Consider the following 16690-nt stretch of genomic DNA (forward strand, 5'->3'; position numbering starts at 1 on the left):
GGTGGGGGCAATACGCCCTCATGGCCTGTACGCTCCTCGCCACCCCCGCCCACGCCGCGGACCTCCGCGTCAGCGTCCCCACGGGCGCAAAGCTGGAGACCGTCTACGACCACCGCACCCAGGCCTGCGAGGATTGGGACGTGCCGGACGCCCCGGCGCGCGCCTGGAAGGCGGCGGACGGCAGCGTCCGTCTGCTCGCCGCGCACACCCGCGCGCGTGTCCTCAGCGGTCCGTCGCTGAACGACCTGCACCACGGCTGCCGCATCGTCTTCCAGTCGGCCAAGCGCGACGACCCGGCCCGCTTCGACGACATGGGCTGGCTGACCTCGCCCTACACGCAGGACGGCACCACCGTCTACGGGCTGGTCCACAACGAATACCACGGCCACAAGCGCCGCGACCTCTGCCCCACCGGCGACTACATGGCCTGCTGGTGGAACGCGCTGACCCTCACCGTCTCGCACGACGGCGGGCAGAGCTTCGGGCCGGCGCGCTACGTCGCCGGGGTGCCCTACCGTTTCCGCGGCGATCTGGGAAAGCGCGCCGGACTGTTCGCGCCGAGCAACATCGTCGCGCGCGACGGCTGGTACTACGCCATGGCCTTCGCCGAGGGCATCGGCGCGCAGAAGCGCGGCGTCTGCCTGATGCGCACCCGCGACCTCGGGGATCCGGCGTCCTGGCGGGCGTGGGACGGGCGGGACTTCACGGTCCGCTTCCGCGATCCCTACACCCAGGGCGAGGCCGATCCCGAGGCGTCGGTCTGTGCGCCGCTGCCGCCCGACCGCCTGCCCTTCACCGTCACCAGCCTCGTCCGCCACACGCCGAGCGGCCTCTACGTCGCGGTGATGGCGGGACGGCGCGCGGAACGCAAAGGGGCGGAGCCGGTGTCCGGCGTGTGGGTGGCGACCTCCGCCGACCTGATCGGCTGGTCCGCCCCCCGCCTCGCCTGGGCGGCGCCGCTGCTCACCGACAAGACGTGCGCCGTGGACGAGACCTTCTACTACCCGGCCATTCTCGATCCGGACGCCAGAAGCCGGAATTTCGAGGACACGGATGGAAACGCCTGGCTCTACCTGACCCGGCTTGCCCAGAAGAACTGCAAGCCGACCAGTGATCGCGATCTGGTCCGAATAATGATCCGGGTTGAGCCGTCCCAAAGCGGCTAAAATTCATCAAGATAAAACCCGAACCCCGCAACCCTCCACCACCCCGACCCCAGGAGAATTAAATTGGCTAACATCCTAGTCATGATTCCCTCCGGCGAAGTCTATGACCATGACTGCGTGCGGTGGTACAGCTACCAGAACATTCAGCGTAGCATCAATCATTACCACAACATCGGCGACGCCTTCGTCTACGATTCCTCGCTGAAGCTGCTGACCTTCGACCGTCTCGACGTGGTGGAGATCCGCGAGTTCAAGCAGGAGGTGGTGGACCGGGCCAACGCCGAATACGATTACGTGTTCCTGCGCGGGTCGAACTACATCCACGACCACATGACCTGGCCGGAGGGCACCGAGCAGGTGCTGTCCAAGCTGCGCATCCCGGTCATCGCCTTCGGCGTCGGCGCCCAAGCTCCGGCCACCGGCAAGCTGACGCTGTCGGACGAGAGCAAGCGCATCTGGCAGATGTTCGCCGACAAGTCGACGACGCTGGGCGTGCGCGGCACCTACACCGCCGAAGTTCTGTGGGACCTCGGCATCAAGAACGTGCGCATCGTCGGCTGCCCGACCGCCTTCCGCAACCGCGATCCGGAGCTGCGCATCGACCTGCCGTCGCTGGACAGCGTGCGCAACGTCGGCATCACCATGCGCCGCGAGGTGTCCAGCCACTATTCGCCGGACGTGAAGACCTACCTCACCCGCCACCGCGACTTCGTCAAGGACATGAGCCGCCGCTTCGACACCGTCCTGATGATGCAGGGCGAGGTTGAGGAGAAGAAGCTGCTCTGGGGCACCGACGAGCAGAAGGCCGAGGCCTGGGACGAGCTGCACAACAACAACTGGCTGAAGAACTGGTACTTCGACGAGGAGCTGGACGCGCTGTACCGCTCGCGCCTGTGGTACTCGGACGTCGTCGCCGACTATGAGAGCATCGTGCGCTCGAAGGACCTCGTGCTGGGCTACCGCCTGCACGGCAACCTGATGGCGCTGTCGAACGGCACGCCGTCGGTCTATTTCAGCTACGACAGCCGCACGGCGGAGTTCGCGGAGACCTTCGCGATCCCCTGCTACGACGTCTATTCCGACAAGCCCTTCGTCCTGGAGGAATACTGGGACCAGAGCCTGTTCGAGAAGTTCAACCGCACCTTCTATCAGCGCTACCGCGACATGCGGGAGTTCCTGGACGAGAACTACATCCCGCACCGCATGCCCAGCCCGACCGCGCGCAAGACCCCGCAGCGCAAGGCGGCCTGACGGCTGTTGCCGTTCTTCCAGAAAAGCACCTTCATAACCCTCTCCCCTCTGGGGAGAGGGTGGCCCAAAGGGCCGGTGAGGGGGTTTCGCTCGACGATAAGTCCGGCACAAGCACAACCCCCTCACCCTAACCCTCTCCCCAGAGGGGAGAGGGGACATCAATTATTTCGCGAGTGCCCGCCATGCCCGACGTCGCCACGCCCGACACCCTGTCCTCCACCCCCGTCGCGGCGGAGCCAGCGGCGTCCGTCATCGAAGGCCGGGTGGACGCCGTCCAGGCCGGACGGATCTACGGCTGGGCCTGGGACCGCTCCTACCCCACCGACCGCCTGACGGTGGAGTTCCGCGCCGAGATGCCGGACGGCCGCAGCGTCGTCCTGGGGCGCGCGCTGGCCGACCGCCCGCGCGAGGATCTGGTGGGCGGCAACTTCGGCGACGGTCACCACGCCTTCGAAGCCGACCTTGAAATTCCGGCCGGGCTCGACCCCACGCGCGTCGTCGCCGTGGTCGCCGCGCCCAGCACCGGCACCATTGCCACCTTCGCCCAGCCGAGTGCGGAGGAAGAACTGCTGGAGCGCACGCTCGCCCCGCATCTGGTGCGCATCGCCGCCGGGCTCGACGCCGCCCGCCGCGACCATCAGCAAATCGCCGCCGGCCAGCAGGGCATTGCCCGGCTCCTGCGCGAGACGCAGGAGCGCATCGCGGCCGGTCAGTCCGGAGCCAACACCGCCGCGTCCCAGCAGGCCGCCCTGTCGGAGGCGCTCCACGGCCTTCAGGAGCGGGTGGCCGGGCTGGAGGTCTTCCTCGTCCGCATGGACACGACGCTGCGCGGCTTCGACGACGCGCTGAAGGTCAAGTCGGCCAAGTCGCACGCCCCCACCATCATCGCCGCTCTGGCCTCGGCCGTAGGCGCCTTCGCCGCGACGGTGATCGGGCTGGCGATTTTCCGATAACGGCGCCGCGCCGGAACATCGCCGCATCTCAGGCCGCCCCGTTCTCGACACGGTGGCGCGCCTTCTGGATCTTATGACGACGGCTCTCGTTCGCCTTGCACGGCATCCGGCCCTTGGCTCCAGCGGGGGCCGATCCTTTTCCGCAGCCCGCCTCGATCACCAGTCTCACGATTTGCGCACCAACGCCTCCGTGAACGGGCTCTTCTCGCGGCGCATCAGCTTGTCATCCTGACCGCCGAAAAGGCCTGGATTCTACCCGAACCTCACCCGCCACAAACGATGCTACAGAAGCCGGATGCCTAGGTGGAGCGCGTCGGACGTTGCAGTGCGGATCGTCCGAAAAATGGAAGCCCTGCGGATTCGATCCGTATGGCTTCGTTCCACTTGGCCATCCGTTCGGACCGGGCGAAGGAGCCGACTTTCAGCTGGCCGGCGTTCCAGCCGGTCGAGAGATGGACGATGATCGCGTCTTCGGTTTCACCCGAACGGGCGGACACGATGGTGTTGAAGCCGGCCGCCTTTGCGGCGGCCAGCGCGTCCTGGGTCTCCGTGATGGTCCCGGCCTGGTTGGGCTTGAGGAGGACGGCGTTGCAGGCGCCCTTGGCCGCCGCCGCCTCCACCCGCCGCGCGTCGGTGACCAGATAATCGTCGCCGACGATCTGGACGCGCGTTCCCGCCGCGCGGGTGAAGGCGACGAGACCGGTCTCGTCGTCCTCCGCGAGCGGGTCTTCGATCGAGACGATCGGGTAGCGGTCAAGCCAGTCGAGCAGCACCGCGCACAGGCCGTCGGAATCGTACTCCACCCCTTCGAGCCCGAGGCGATAGCGGCCGTTCCTGCCGAACTCCGAGGCGGCGATGTCCAGGGCGATGCACACGTCCTCGCCCGGCACGAGGCCGGCGCCCTCGATGGCGCGAACCAGCGTGTCCAGCGCCTCTTCGTTGGTGTCGAACGCCGGCCACCAGCCGCCCTCGTCGGCGACGCCCTGCAAAAGACCGCGCCCGGCCATGATCCGGCCGGCGCTGTGATAGACCTCCGCCGTCATCTCAAGCGCCTGCCCGAACGACCCGGCGCCGGTGGCGATCACCATCAGGTCCTGGATGTCGATCCGGCGTCCGGCGTGGGCGCCGCCGCCGAAGATCTGGATCTGCGGCAGCGGCAGCCGCACCGGCCGGCCCTCAGCGAGGTGGCGCCACAGCGGCAGCCCGGCGTCGGCTGCGGCGGCGTTGAGCGCCGCCATCGAGGTGGCGACGACCGCGTTGCCACCGAGCCGGGAGCGGTTCGGCGTCCCGTCGAGATCGATCAGCGTCCGGTCGATCCGCGCCTGATCGGAGACCGGCAGGCCGACGAGCGCCGGTGCGATGTCCCGCTCGATGCCCGCAAGTGCGGTGCGAACGCCCTTGCCGCCGAGCAGCGCGCCGCCGTCCCGCAGTTCCACCGCCTCATGGGCGCCCCGCGACGCGCCGGCGGGCGCGATGCCGCGACCGACCGCGCCGGTGTCGAGGGTGACCTCGACCTCGACGGTCGGCCATCCGCGCGAATCCCACACCTGGCGGCCTCGAACATCCTTGATCCGGCTCACGACGTCATCTCCTTGCGAACGAACGCGGCAATCTGGTCCAGGGCGATCGGCCGCCGGTCGATCATCGCCACGGCGAGTGTCCGCACGAGCGCGCGCCCGGCGTCGGCGAGATACTCGACCGGAGACTTCCCGTCGACGCGCGCGAGCATCAGGCAGGGCAGGAGCGCCGCGGCGCGCTCCTCGAAGCGGTCGCGCGGCTCCCACCCGACGTGGTCGAGGTAGGCGGCACCGGACGCGGCGAAGGCCGCCAGCAGCGACGGCGCGGCGGCCGGGTTGTGGACGGCCTTGAGCAGCAGATGGTTCAGGCAGAAGGCGAGGTCGAAGGCCGGATCGCCGTACCAGGCGCATTCGGCGTCCAGGAACACGGGCCCCTTGCGGCCGACGAGGATGTTCTTGGGGCTGACGTCGCCATGGACCAGCACGAGTTTGGTGGTGCGCGTCCGCTCCAGAACCTCCAGGATCCGCGGCGCCAGACGGGCATGGTTGCGCGCCGTTTCGGCGAGGTACGGCTCCAGGCGGATCGCGTAAAAGTTGGCGTCCGTTGCGAACCGCCCGGCCAGGACCGGGTCGTCCGCCGTCCTCGCGTGGATCAGGCCGAGCGCCGCGCAGACGGCGGCGGCGAACCCGGCGTCGACACAGCCCCGCATCAGCAGGGACTTCCAGTTCGGGTACGCCTCCTCGGGGAGGAATTCCATGGCGAAGCATCGGGAATCCCGGTCGACTCCGCAGACCGCCGGCACCGCTTCGGGCGCGATGGAGGACACAGTGGTCAGCCAGTCGATCTCGCCGAAGACGCGGTCGACCGGAACCCGCCAATCCTTGGCCACCTTCAGCTTGGGAAGCGCCTGCTTGAGGCAGAAGACCCGGCCGGCGCTGGAGATCTTCAGGACGGTGGAGGAAACGCCTCCCGTCAGCGTCTCCGCCTCGAAGGGCTGACCCGGCGCGATCAGTCCCATCCTCGACAGGACGGCCGACAGCGCCGCGCCGTCCTTCGACAGGTCGGTAAAGCCGTTCCGCATGGGGCCTCCAAAGCGGTTCCGTGTGCGCCCGAAGCCCCGTTCCCCTGGGGGAAGGGCTTCAGTCGGCGGTGACCGTGGCGCGTGTGAAGGTCTCGATGTAGTCCATCAGCGCGTCCGACGCCGCGGCTGCCCGCTCCGCGTCGCCCTCGGCGATGGCCAGCGCCACCGCGCCGTGCAGACGGGCGGCCAGCGGCATGTCGGCGACCTTGCGGTAATGGATGTACCAGAACCGCCGCGACAGGGACTGCATCAGGCTGATGGCGCCGGCGGCGAAGTCGTTGCGCGCCGCCTGCGTCAGCAGCTGGTTGAACGCCTGGTCCAGCCGCATGAAGGCGATGTCGTCGTTGCCGGACGCCGCCCTCTGCATGCCCTCCTCGATGCGGCGGAAGGCCTCGCGTTCGGCGGGGGTGGCCCGCTTGGACGCGGCGCGCGCCATCAGGCGCTCCACCTCACGGCGCACCTCCAGCAGGCGCAGCTGGGTCATGATGTTGACTTCGGAGACGATGATCCCCCGCCGGGGCAGGATGGTCACCAGATGCTCGTGCGCCAGCCGGTGCAGCGCCTCGCGGATCGGCGTGCGGCCGATCCCGAGGAGCTGACTCAGCGCCGCCTCCGACACCACGCTGCCCGGCGCCAGCTTGAGGGTGACGATCATTTCCTCAAGCGCACGGTAGGCCTTCTCGGTCAAGGTCGACTGCACGTCGTCGACCGGCTCGGCCTCATTGCCCGGTTGGGTCTCGTGGCGTGGCGCCTTCTTCATTTGCAGCATCGGTTCCAGTTGCCCCAGCGTCGAGACTTAGCGCTCCGGATTGTGCCGCGCAAGGTCACATCGTCATGGCCGGCGCGGCCTTCTTCTCGCCCTGCTGGTGCGTGAAGATGGAACCATAGCCGCCCGACCAGTCCGGCGGCAGCCAGCACGGCCGCGGGTCGTGGTGGGCCATCAGCGCGCGCTCGCCGCGGATGATCTCCTGGTCGTGCGAACTGCGGATCGGGTTGCCGGTGTAGGGCATGGCGTCGGCCGAGCTGAAGGCGTACAGCAGCAGCGGCCGGCCGTTCGGCGATTGGTTGAGCTTGGAGCCGTGCACCGTCCGGCAGTTGTGGATGGTCAGCGACCCGGCCGGTCCCGGCAGGTAGACCGCCTTGGACACGTCCACCTTCTTCAGGTCCTCGTCCGACAGGCAGCCGGTCCAGTTGCCGGCCTCGTCGACCTGGTGGAACAGCTCACCCTTGTGGCTGCCCGGAATGACGCCGAGCGGTCCCTGGTCCATGTCGCAATCGTAGATGTAGGTGCCGACCGTCAGCGGCGAGTAGTTGGTGTGCGGCCAGAACTGGATGTCCTGGTGCCACTTCACCTCGGTGCCGCCCTTGGCCCATTTGAAGTTCAGCTTGCTGTGGTGGAACTTAACGTCCGGGCCGACGAGGTCGGCGACGATGTCGCCCAGCAGCGACTGCGAGCAGTATTCCCAGTAGTAGGGGTGGTGGTCCACCGGAGCGGACAGGCGGCGCAGGCGCGGCGACTCCGCGCTGTGGCCGGGCTCGAGGTCCCAGACGTCGTCGGACTTGGCGATGCCGCGGGTGCGGTCCACCATCTCCTCGGTCGTGCGCCGCAGGTTGTCGACGATGTCCATGGGGATGATGGATTCGAGCAGCAGATAGCCGTCCTCGAAGTACGACTCGCGTTGGGCCTGGGTCAGGATCCGCGGCGGGCGGGAGAGAACCTCTTCGGGGGTCATGGGTGCGCTCCGTAAGTTAGTTGAATCCCAGCAGCTTGCTCGGCAGCCAGAGCACGGTCTGCGGGAAGACCAGCACGATGATGAGGGTCAGGACCTGCAACCCGATGAAGGGCAGCACGCCGCGGTACATGTGGCCGGTGGTGATCTCCGGCGGGGCGATGCCGCGCAGATAGAAGATCGCCGGCGCCATCGGCGGCGTCAGGTAGCTGGTCTGGATCATCACCAGGAACAGGATGCAGAACCACACCGCGTCGAAGCCGGCGGCGACGATCAGCGGCGTGAACAGCGGGATCATGATCAGCACGATCGAGATCCAGTCGAGGAAGAACCCCGCCAGGAACGTCAGCCCGAGCACCAGCGCCAGCAGGCCCCAGGGGCCGAGCTGTGCCTTGTCGACCAGCTCCTGCGCCAGGGTCACGCCGCCGGCGCCGATGAAGACGCCGGTCATCATGCTGCCGGCCAGCAGGATGGTCATGATCATGGCGGTGACCTGCAGCGTCTTCATGACCGCGCCGTTCAGCGTCGCCCACGAGAGTCGCCCGTAGAAGGCCGCCAGCAGCACCGACCCGGCGGCGCCGATGGCCGCCGCCTCGGTCGGCGCGGCGAGGCCCAGCATCAACGAGCCCAGCACGGTGACGATCATGAACAGCGGCGGCACCAGAGCGAAGGCGGTGATGCGCAGCTTCTCCGCCACCGTCATGGTGTCCTCCTCCGCCGGCACCACCGGACCGGCATCGGGACGGATGCGGCAGAGGAGATAGATGTAGGCGACGTAGAATCCGGCCATGATCAGGCCGGGGAACACCATGCCGACCAGCAGGTCGCCGACCGAGACGTTGGCGAGCGGACCCATCACCACCACCACCACCGACGGCGGGATGATGGTGCCCAGGCTGCCGCCGGCGCAGATCGTCCCGCAGATCAGCGGCTTGTCGTAGCGGTGCTTCAGCATCACCGGGATGGCGAGCAGGCCGACCACCGTCTCCGTGGCGCCGATGACGCCGGTGGAGGCGGCGAAGATGATGCACATCACGACGGTGCCGAGCGCCAGGCCGCCGGGCATGCGGCGGGTCCACACATGCACCGCCTCGAACAGCTGCTCGGCGATGCCGGCGCGTTCCAGCATGCAGCCCATGAAGACGAACAGGGTGACGGCGGCCAGCACGAAGTTGGAGGCGACGTCCTCGACCTTCTCGACCAGCTGGAAGACCAGCGCCGTGTCGAACACAATCCAGCCGAACACGGTCGCCGTGGCGAGCATGGAGAAGGCCACCGGCACGCCCAGCAGCAGCAGGCTGAACAGCAGCGGGAACATGTAAAGCGCGAGCATGGTCATGGCTAATGACTCCCCTGCCGGCCGGCCGCGGAGGGCAGGACCCCGTGGGCGCGCTCCTCGGGCTCGGTCTGGCGCAGCAGCAGCAGGCATTTCGCCAGTTCCGACAGCGCCTGGAGCACCAGCATGGCGAAGGCCACGAAGAAGCTCAGACGGAACGGCCACACCACCGGATTCCAGGCCGACTGGCCGGAGGTCTCGCGCGTCAGGTAGGCCGACAGGCCGTGCTTGTAGAGCGCAAAGGCCAGCCAGGAGCCGATGGGCACGACGATCAGCGCGTAGGACAGCGCGTTGACGATCGCCTTGGTGCGGGGCGAAAAGCGCAGGTAGAGCACGTCCACGCGGATGTGCGCGTTCTCGCGCATCGCGAAGGCCATGCCCAGCAGGAAGTTGGCGCCGGTGAACATGTACCCCGTCTCGTACGCCCAGATGGTCGGGCTGCCGAGGATGTAGCGGGAGAACACCTCGTAACAGGCGGACAGTATGAGCGGGGCGACCAGCCACGCTCCCACGAAGCCGACGCAGCCGGTCAGGCGGTCGACGAAACGGACGAAGGATTGCATGCGGACTCCTGATTCGCCGGGGTCGCGGCGGGCGCCTCCCCGCCCGGAAGCAGGGAGGCGCCCCAAGGACTCACTGGGTGGCGGTCGCGCGCACCTTCACGTTCCGGTACTGGGTGGCGTTCGCCCAGCGCCTCTCGAAGTCGCGCTGGCTGGCCAGGACCTTGGCGAACCAGGGGTTCGTCTCCGCCTGCTTGTCGGCCCAGGCGTCGGCGATCTCGCGCGTCCGGTACTGGACCTCGGGGGCCAGCTCGATCACCTCGTTGCCCGCCTTGCGGTAGACGTCGAGCGCCTTGGCATCCTCCTCGCCGATGCGCAGCCAGCTGTCGAACGTGGTCAGGCGGGCGGCGGTCTCGATGAGCGTCTTGTCCTTGTCGGACAGCTTGGCCCAGGCGTCCTTGTTGATGACCAGATCGAACGGGGCGACCGGCTGATGGACGCCCGGGATGATCAGGTATTTGGCGACCTTGTGAAAGCCGGGGGCGATGTCCTCCCACAGCGTTCCCCACTCGGTGGCGTCGATGGCGCCGCGCTCGAGCATCGGGAAGACGTCGCCGCCGGCCGTGGTCACCGGCGCGGCGCCGAGGTCCTTCGCCATGTCGAGCCAGGAGCCGGCGGTGCGCAGCTTCAGGCCCTTCATATCCTCCAGCGTGCGAACCGGCTTGCGGGAGTGCAGGAACACCTCGGCGGTGCGGATGAACAGCGGCATGGAGACGACGCCGAACACCTCGTCGCGGTACTGGCGCTGCAGGTCGACGCCGCCGGCCTGATACAGCCAGTGCAGCATGCGTTCGGAATCGAAGCTGCCGGCGTAGCCGCCGAACAGCACGGTGGTGGTGTCGCGGCCCCAGTCGTAGCCCATCCAGGTGTGGCCCATCTCGGCCACGCCGTTCTTGACCGTCTCGGTCACCTTCAGCGCATTGCCGAGCGTGCCGCCGGGGAAAACCTGGATCTTGATGCGACCGTCGGACATCTGGTCGACGCGCTCGGCGAAGGCCTTGGCGCCGATGTCCATGAGCGGCCCGCCCGGCCAGCCGGTGGCCATCTTGAAGCTGTGCTTGGCATCCTGCGCCAGCGCCAGCGTCGGAACTGCGATGAAGGCCGCGATCGCGGCCACCATCGTCAAAGCCTTGATCCTGATCACACTCTTCCTCCCTTGAATTGTTGTTCTTTGCTTGGCGTGTCAACGTGCGCTAGCCGGCGTCCCCCAGGCGGCCGCTGAAGGCATTGGCGACGATGCGGCGGTAGGCCGCGTCGGCCGGCTGGATCGGGAAGGCCCTGGTCAGGCGGGCCACGGCGATGCCGTTGCGGGCGAGCGGCTCGATCTGCTCCTCGCGGACGCCGAAGCCGGGCAGCGTGGTGGGGATGCCGGCCATCTCCACCAGGTCCCGCGTGCGTTCCACGGCGCGCAGGGCCAGCGCGGCGTCGTCACCGCCGGTTTCGCCGGCCATGCGGGCGATCTCCGCCAGTTCGGCCTGCCGCACCGGGCGCAGCGCGTCCATCACATAGGGCAGGAACACGGCGTTCGTGCTGCCGTGCGTGGCGTGCGTCAGCCCGGCCAGCGCGTAGGCCAGCGCGTGCACGCCGTTCAGCCCGGCGCTGGCGTAGGACAGCCCGGCGAACAGGCTTCCGTACGCCATGCCGGTGCGGGCCTCCAGATTCGTGCCGTCGCGCATCGCCGCCGGCAGGTGGCGGAAGCACAGCCGGACGCTCTCCGCCGCGAACAGCATGGTCATGGCGTTGCGGCCGGTGTAGGCTGGGTCGGCCTCGCCCTGGCGGTCGAACTGCGGGGAGTCGATGGTGAGATAGGACTCGATGGCGTGCGTCAGCGCGTCCAGCCCGGCATCGGCGGTGACGCGCGGCGGGCAGGACAGCGTCAGCTCCGGATCGACCACCGCCACCGCCGGGCGCAGGTCGTTCGCCATGACTGCGACCTTGGTATCGCTGTCGTGCTTGACCAGGATGGCGCCGGCGGTGATCTCCGACCCCGTGCCGGCGGTGGTCGGGATGGCGACCAGCGGCAGCGGCTTGCCGGGGATCCGCCCCTCGCCGATGTAGTCCTCCGGTTCCCCGCCGTACTTCAGCGTCAGCGACAGCACCTTGGCGAGGTCGATGTTGCTGCCGCCGCCAACGGCGATCAGATGGTCGATGCGGTCCTGTTCGCCGCTGCCGCGCACTTGGCCCTGCACCTTGAGGCACAACGCGACGCTGGGGTCCGGCTCGCCCTCCGCCGAGACGCTGGACGTGATGCCGTGCTCGCGCAGCAGGCCGCGCAGTTCCTCGATGATCGGGCTCTTTTCGGTGAAGAAGCGGTCGGTGACGATCAGCCCGTGCCGGAACCCCTGCCTTGCCAGCAGCGGCGCAAGATCGCGCCGGACACCGTTGCCGAAGAGAATGCGCGACGGCGCACTGTAGAAGAGCCGGTCGTGAAGCACGGGTCCCCTCCTCTGATATATCAACAATACACTGTTGGTATGCTAAACGAATATCAGAGATGCCGTCAACGCGGCAGCGTGCGCTATGGCCGAAGGGGGTGGGTCTCCAGCCGAAGGGACTAGTCCTGCGGATCGTCGGCGAACAGCGCGTTCAGGTCGGGATAGGGAATGGCGACGCCGAGGATGCGCTCGTAGGTGCCGGGCCCGGCTAGTTCCTCGGCGATGGCGCGGACGACGCCCATGGCGGCGCGCATCGGGCCGGAGCCGACGGTGACGCGGGCGACGCCGGCCGAGGCCAGTTCCGGGATGGGCGGCATTCCCGCACCGCCCAGGACGTTGAGCGGCAGGTCGGTCGCCGCCGCCAGCCCCCGGATGGTCGGCAGGTCCATGCGGCCCGGCACGAACAGCCCGTCCGCCCCCGCATCCCGATAGGCGCGCAGGCGCTCGACGGCAAGCGCGAGGCGCTGGTCTTCCGGCCCGATCCGCTGCCAGAACACATCGGTGCGGGCGTTGAGAAACAGGGGCACGCCAGCCGCGTCGGCCGCCATGCGGGCGGCGCGCAGCCGGGCGAGCATATCCGCGGGGTCGCGCAGCCCGCCGCCGTCCAACCCGTCCTCGATGTTGATGCCGACGGCTCCGGCGGCGATCACGCCGCGCACGGTGTCGGCGACGTCCTCCGGCGTGGCGCCGTAGCCGGCCTCCATGTCTGCGCTGACCGGGACTGCGACGCGGGCGGCGATACGGCCGACCGCCGCGAGCATGGCGTCGCGCGGCATGCGCTCACCGTCCGGGAAGCCGGCGGCGAAGGCGATGCCGGCGCTGCTGGTGGCGAGTGCGGGGCAGCCGGCCGCAGCGAACACCACGGCGCTGCCGACGTCCCAGGCGTTGGGGAGGACCAGCGGCTTTCCGGTGCCGTGCAATTGCCGCAGACGCTCCGCCTTCTCCTGCAACGCCGAGTCCGCCATGGTCTCACCTCAGGTTTTCGATCACCGCACGGTTGGGGCAGAAGCCGGGGCAGGACTCCGTCGTGTCGCGGGCCAGCCACCGCCGGCAGGCGTCCTGCCGTTCGCAGCGTCGGCACGCGGCCACGGCGTTGGCAACGGCGTGGCAGGTGCCGGCCGTCGCCAGCGCGGTCACGCCGGGCAGGCGCCGGGCGATCACCGCAGCCAGCGGCAGCGGCTGCCCCGGGCGTCGCGCCGCGAGGGTAACGCCGGCCAGCACCAAGCCGCCGGCCAGGACGAGAATCAGCGTCGGGTCCATGCTCTCTGCTCCAATGATAGGTAACATATCACTGATATCTCTGCCGGGCCAGCGCTGCATTGACGCGGATCAATCCGTGCGGATGAGCCGTTCGGCCGGGTTGCCGGCCATGCGGCGGTGCTGCTAGCCTCCGTGATATATCATTGCGATATCAGGGAGGCGGGCGATGGATGCGGATAGGATTCGCACGGGCGAGCGGCGGGTGGCGACCGGCACGCTGACGGAGCTGACGGCCGGCGCGCCGTCGGCGGAGCGCCCGACGCTGGTGCTGCTGCATGGCATCCAGGGATCGGCGTCGGCGTGGAAGCCGCTGATGGAGCGGCTGTCGCCGGAGATCCACGCGCTGGCCCCCAACCTGCGCGGACGAGCCGGCTCGCACGCGCCGGACCTCTTGGAGGCGTACGGACTGGACGGCTTCGCCGCCGATGTGGCGGCCTACACCGCCGGGATTGCCGGTCCCTTCGTCCTGGCGGGGTGGAGCATGGGCGTGCTGGTCAGCCTGGAATACGTCGCGCGCCATGGCTGCGGCCGCCTGGCCGGGCTGGTGCTGGTCGGCGGCACGGCGCACCCGGGCACCGAATGCCGCTGGTTCGCCGGGGAGACTCCCGAGCGGATCGCCGAGGAGGCGGCGCGCCGGGCCGAGGCGCTGCGGCTGACCGAGACGGCGGCGCCCTTCGCCGTCGCCGGCTCCTGGATGGCGGCGCGGCGCGCCGACCATCGCGGCACGCTGGCCGCGGTGTCGGTGCCGACGCTGGTGGTGCACGGGGCCGCGGACGACCAGTGCCCGCTGTCGCACGGCCGCGCCATCGCGGACGCGATCGCCGGAGCGGAGCTGGAGGTCTGGAAAGGCTGCGGCCACAATCCCATGGCCCATGACCCGCAGCGGCTGGCGGATGCGCTGGCCGCCTTTATGGCGCGGCTGTAGCGGATGACGGAAAACCCCTCTCCCGCCGGGGCGGGAGAGGGGCAGGTGTGGGGAGGTAACGGTTCAGACCGCCGAGACGACGGTGCCGTCGTCAGACTTGCCCTTGCCGCTGACCGGGGTCTTCGAGGTGCGCCGCAGGTCGGTGCGCACATGGCGGGTATCGTAGCCGTTGAACAGGTGGCCGAGCAGCCCGCGGTTCAGGTCCGACGTGCCGAACAGCCAGTCGGCGATGGGAAAGGTCAGGTTCATGTTCCTTTCCATCATGATCGCCTGATTGTGGTGCGCGGTGTGGTGGCGTCGGATCGTGTTGACGAACGGGCAGTTGCGCACGAACCAATTGTCGTTCACGTGGCAGCAGAAGTGCATGAACTCGTAGGTCAGGTACATGCCCGTGGTGGTCACCATCAGCAGCCAGCCGACGTTGGGCGAGATCAGCCAGCCGACGAACAGAGCGCCGGGGATCGACATCAGGATGAACACCACCAGCGCATAGGGCGGGAAGAAGGTGACGCGCCAGTCGAACTGATCGGCGAAGCGCATCTCGTGTTCGGTGAAGAACTGGTGGTGCATCAGCGTGTGGCGCGTGTAGATCGCCCGCAGGCCGGGGTTGCTCTGCGGCCGGTGCATGATCTGGGCGTGCAGGAACCACTCGAAGAAATTGCAGATCAGGAAGACCGCCGGAACGGTCAGCCACTCCCACCAGCGCACGGCCTCGATGTTGGTGACGTAGATGTACATGGCGGTGAGGCCGATCGTGTAGATCACGGCGACGTGCAGCCAGCCATTGTACCAGCCGGCGATGCGCTCGCGGTACTGCTGGCGGTAGTTGCGTTGCCGGTTGCTCATCGGCGAGTTGGCGATTTCGCTGTGCATGTCCAGGTCTCCTCCCGAGCCGTGCTGTAATATATCACTGATACATCAGCCCCATTTCACGGTCAACTGGCCGTTCGGGTAGGAGTCACGCCCGGGCATGAAGGCCGGCCAGCGCCGCGTCCATATCGGCGCCGGTCATCTCCCACTCGTTGTTGAAGTTGGCCACCACCGTGCGCATGAACGCGTCGTAGGCCTTCAGCGCCTTGTCTCCGTCACCGGTGTGCGCGGCGATGAGCGCCAGCGCCAGCTGCGCCGGGGCGGCGCCTTCGTAGCTCCATTCGAACCCCTCCGCGCACACGGTTTTCAGGTCGAAGCGCGGGTCGAGAGGCACGCCGTCCACGGTCACCTGGATGCCGTCGATGGTGCGGTCGCCGCGATAGATCGTCATGGTTCCTCCCGTTTCCTGCTTGTCTGATATATCTATCATATGTCAAAGTGAGCCGCAATCGCCCCATCGGACGGGGCACAGGAGGGAAGGTGCGATGTCCTGGGCAGAAACCGTTCCACTGGCGTGCTTCGCCGCGGCGCTGCTGGCCGGCTCTGCTGCGGCGGTGCAACTGGCGGGCTTCTTCCCGGCCGCGCACCGCCCGGCTGCACTGACTGGCATCGGCGGCGGCGCGCTGGTGTTGCTGCTGGCTGGAAGTGTCGTGATGCTGCTGGTGGCAGCGCTATGGCTCGCCGTTGCGCGCCTGCCCTGGCCGCCCGCAGTCATTGCCGCCGGAGTGGCGGTGCTGTTCGGGCCGCTGCTGTTCCAGTCGGTGCCGGCGCCGCTGCGCGACGGCTGCGCCGGGGCCGCACTCTCCGCCGTTCTCAATCTCGTCCTCGCCGTCGTTCTGGCGGCGCACATCCCCGGATAACAGCAGGAGACCCGTCATGCCCCCTATTCTGAAAGGCGTTCTGTCCGTGTTGGTCGCCGTCGTGGTGGCCGTCTGCTACCTCTTGCGCGACCGCCTCAGCCCCGACATGCCGGTATGGCTGATCCCGGCGCTTGGCCTGTTCATGGTCGGCGCGCTGTGGCTGTTCCCGGAGGCCAAAAAGCTGCCGGCTTCGCCCCGCTGACCCGACTTTGCTCATTCACGCCGGAAAGCAAACGGCCGGAATGAGGCGGTTGAACGATGAGAACGCCGCGGACAGGTCGCCCGCGGGACCGGTATCCTCGACAACGCCATTTATGCCGGTGTTCTGGAATGGGGACGTTGCGAGTTCATCAAGGATCCGGGCCCCTCGGGCGCAGGGCTGGAGGCGCAGCTTCATGGCGATCTGCTGGCGATCATGGAGGCGTGCGCCGCGGCGAACCCGAAACGCCGACAGCCCGCCTCGTTGGAGGCGGGCTGTCAACTGTCGATGGTTGCGGGGGCAGGATTTGAACCTGCGACCTTCAGGTTATGAGCCTGACGAGCTACCGGGCTGCTCCACCCCGCGGATGGTCCTTGGGAAGGGACCCGTGTGCGACGATTGTCAAGTGCGTTCGAAGCCTGCTGCGTCCACGTTCCTGGATGGCGTGGCGTGTGCCGTGGTGACCTGGCGGCGACCTACTCTCCCACGTCTTAAGACGCAGTACCATCGGCGCTGAGGCGTTTCACGGCCGAGTTCGGAATGGGA

19 protein-coding genes, 1 tRNA gene and 1 rRNA gene are annotated in these 16690 nt (G+C 68.3%); 6 read left to right on the forward strand and 15 right to left on the reverse strand.

Annotated elements, in window-relative coordinates; translation table 11 throughout:
* The 3 genes from GBZ26_RS16280 to GBZ26_RS16290 all read left to right on the forward strand — a co-directional run.
* Positions 1 to 1166 (forward strand): hypothetical protein (locus GBZ26_RS16280; protein WP_211104784.1); only part of this gene is annotated, 1166 nt, incomplete at its 5' end.
* A gap of 63 nt (positions 1167 to 1229) precedes the next feature.
* The gene (locus tag GBZ26_RS16285; protein WP_174439729.1) at positions 1230 to 2417 is read left to right on the forward strand and encodes a polysaccharide pyruvyl transferase family protein; all 1188 of its coding nucleotides are present in this window, start codon (positions 1230 to 1232) and stop codon (positions 2415 to 2417) included.
* A 182-nt stretch (positions 2418 to 2599) separates the two neighbouring features.
* Positions 2600 to 3370: a hypothetical protein gene (locus GBZ26_RS16290; RefSeq protein ID WP_174439730.1), complete on the forward strand. Its 771-nt coding sequence runs from the start codon at positions 2600 to 2602 to the stop codon at positions 3368 to 3370.
* Between the two features lie 299 nt (positions 3371 to 3669).
* Here the strand turns inward: GBZ26_RS16290 and eno are convergent, their stop codons facing one another.
* From eno to GBZ26_RS16340, 10 genes are all read right to left on the reverse strand, one after another.
* Entirely contained in the window at positions 3670 to 4950 is a 1281-nt protein-coding gene (gene eno / locus GBZ26_RS16295) for a phosphopyruvate hydratase (RefSeq protein ID WP_174439731.1), read from the reverse strand.
* A complete protein-coding gene (locus GBZ26_RS16300) occupies positions 4947 to 5969 on the reverse strand; it encodes a phosphotransferase family protein (protein ID WP_174439732.1) in 1023 nt (340 codons plus the stop codon). The genes eno and GBZ26_RS16300 overlap by 4 nt, the downstream gene beginning before the upstream one ends.
* A gap of 58 nt (positions 5970 to 6027) precedes the next feature.
* The gene (locus GBZ26_RS16305) at positions 6028 to 6729 is read right to left on the reverse strand and encodes a GntR family transcriptional regulator (RefSeq protein WP_174439733.1); all 702 of its coding nucleotides are present in this window, start codon (positions 6727 to 6729) and stop codon (positions 6028 to 6030) included.
* A gap of 64 nt (positions 6730 to 6793) precedes the next feature.
* Entirely contained in the window at positions 6794 to 7702 is a 909-nt protein-coding gene (locus tag GBZ26_RS16310) for a phytanoyl-CoA dioxygenase family protein (RefSeq protein WP_174439734.1), read from the reverse strand.
* Positions 7703 to 7718: 16 nt separating this feature from the next.
* Positions 7719 to 9038, reverse strand: coding sequence for a TRAP transporter large permease (locus tag GBZ26_RS16315; protein WP_174439735.1), 1320 nt, complete (start codon positions 9036 to 9038; stop codon positions 7719 to 7721).
* A 2-nt stretch (positions 9039 to 9040) separates the two neighbouring features.
* Positions 9041 to 9598, reverse strand: a complete 558-nt coding sequence (locus GBZ26_RS16320; RefSeq protein WP_174439736.1) for a TRAP transporter small permease subunit — start codon at positions 9596 to 9598, stop codon at positions 9041 to 9043.
* A gap of 70 nt (positions 9599 to 9668) precedes the next feature.
* Positions 9669 to 10739, reverse strand: coding sequence for a TRAP transporter substrate-binding protein DctP (gene dctP / locus GBZ26_RS16325; protein WP_343207290.1), 1071 nt, complete (start codon positions 10737 to 10739; stop codon positions 9669 to 9671).
* 49 nt (positions 10740 to 10788) lie between these two features.
* Complete coding sequence (locus tag GBZ26_RS16330) at positions 10789 to 12030, reverse strand: iron-containing alcohol dehydrogenase (protein ID WP_174439737.1); 1242 nt, start codon at positions 12028 to 12030, stop codon at positions 10789 to 10791.
* Between the two features lie 119 nt (positions 12031 to 12149).
* Positions 12150 to 12995, reverse strand: a complete 846-nt coding sequence (locus GBZ26_RS16335) for an isocitrate lyase/PEP mutase family protein (RefSeq protein ID WP_174439738.1) — start codon at positions 12993 to 12995, stop codon at positions 12150 to 12152.
* Positions 12996 to 12999: 4 nt separating this feature from the next.
* Positions 13000 to 13317, reverse strand: a complete 318-nt coding sequence (locus GBZ26_RS16340; protein WP_174439739.1) for a DUF6455 family protein — start codon at positions 13315 to 13317, stop codon at positions 13000 to 13002.
* A gap of 139 nt (positions 13318 to 13456) precedes the next feature.
* Between GBZ26_RS16340 and GBZ26_RS16345 the strand changes: the two genes are divergently transcribed.
* Entirely contained in the window at positions 13457 to 14215 is a 759-nt protein-coding gene (locus GBZ26_RS16345; protein WP_174439740.1) for an alpha/beta fold hydrolase, read from the forward strand.
* Between the two features lie 63 nt (positions 14216 to 14278).
* Here the strand turns inward: GBZ26_RS16345 and GBZ26_RS16350 are convergent, their stop codons facing one another.
* Both GBZ26_RS16350 and GBZ26_RS16355 read right to left on the reverse strand, forming a co-directional pair.
* Positions 14279 to 15088 (reverse strand): sterol desaturase family protein, encoded by an 810-nt coding sequence (locus tag GBZ26_RS16350; protein ID WP_211104785.1) that lies wholly within the window; start codon positions 15086 to 15088, stop codon positions 14279 to 14281.
* Positions 15089 to 15173: 85 nt separating this feature from the next.
* Positions 15174 to 15476, reverse strand: a complete 303-nt coding sequence (locus GBZ26_RS16355; RefSeq protein WP_174439741.1) for a DUF6166 domain-containing protein — start codon at positions 15474 to 15476, stop codon at positions 15174 to 15176.
* A gap of 94 nt (positions 15477 to 15570) precedes the next feature.
* Between GBZ26_RS16355 and GBZ26_RS16360 the strand changes: the two genes are divergently transcribed.
* Together GBZ26_RS16360 and GBZ26_RS16365 are read left to right on the forward strand one after the other, a co-directional pair.
* On the forward strand, positions 15571 to 15945 hold the full coding sequence (locus tag GBZ26_RS16360; RefSeq protein ID WP_174439742.1) for a hypothetical protein: 375 nt from the start codon (positions 15571 to 15573) through the stop codon (positions 15943 to 15945).
* A gap of 16 nt (positions 15946 to 15961) precedes the next feature.
* On the forward strand, positions 15962 to 16147 hold the full coding sequence (locus GBZ26_RS16365; protein ID WP_174439743.1) for a hypothetical protein: 186 nt from the start codon (positions 15962 to 15964) through the stop codon (positions 16145 to 16147).
* A gap of 15 nt (positions 16148 to 16162) precedes the next feature.
* Here GBZ26_RS16365 and GBZ26_RS16370 read toward each other — a convergent pair whose 3' ends face one another.
* The 3 genes from GBZ26_RS16370 to rrf all read right to left on the reverse strand — a co-directional run.
* Positions 16163 to 16342, reverse strand: a complete 180-nt coding sequence (locus tag GBZ26_RS16370; protein WP_174439744.1) for a hypothetical protein — start codon at positions 16340 to 16342, stop codon at positions 16163 to 16165.
* Between the two features lie 91 nt (positions 16343 to 16433).
* A tRNA-Met gene (locus GBZ26_RS16375) sits at positions 16434 to 16510 on the reverse strand.
* A gap of 97 nt (positions 16511 to 16607) precedes the next feature.
* Positions 16608 to 16690: ribosomal RNA gene (gene rrf, locus GBZ26_RS31015) — 5S ribosomal RNA — on the reverse strand; the annotation flags it as partial.

Origin of the sequence: Azospirillum formosense, from assembly GCF_013340925.1 — a bacterium.
GTDB lineage: Bacteria > Pseudomonadota > Alphaproteobacteria > Azospirillales > Azospirillaceae > Azospirillum > Azospirillum formosense.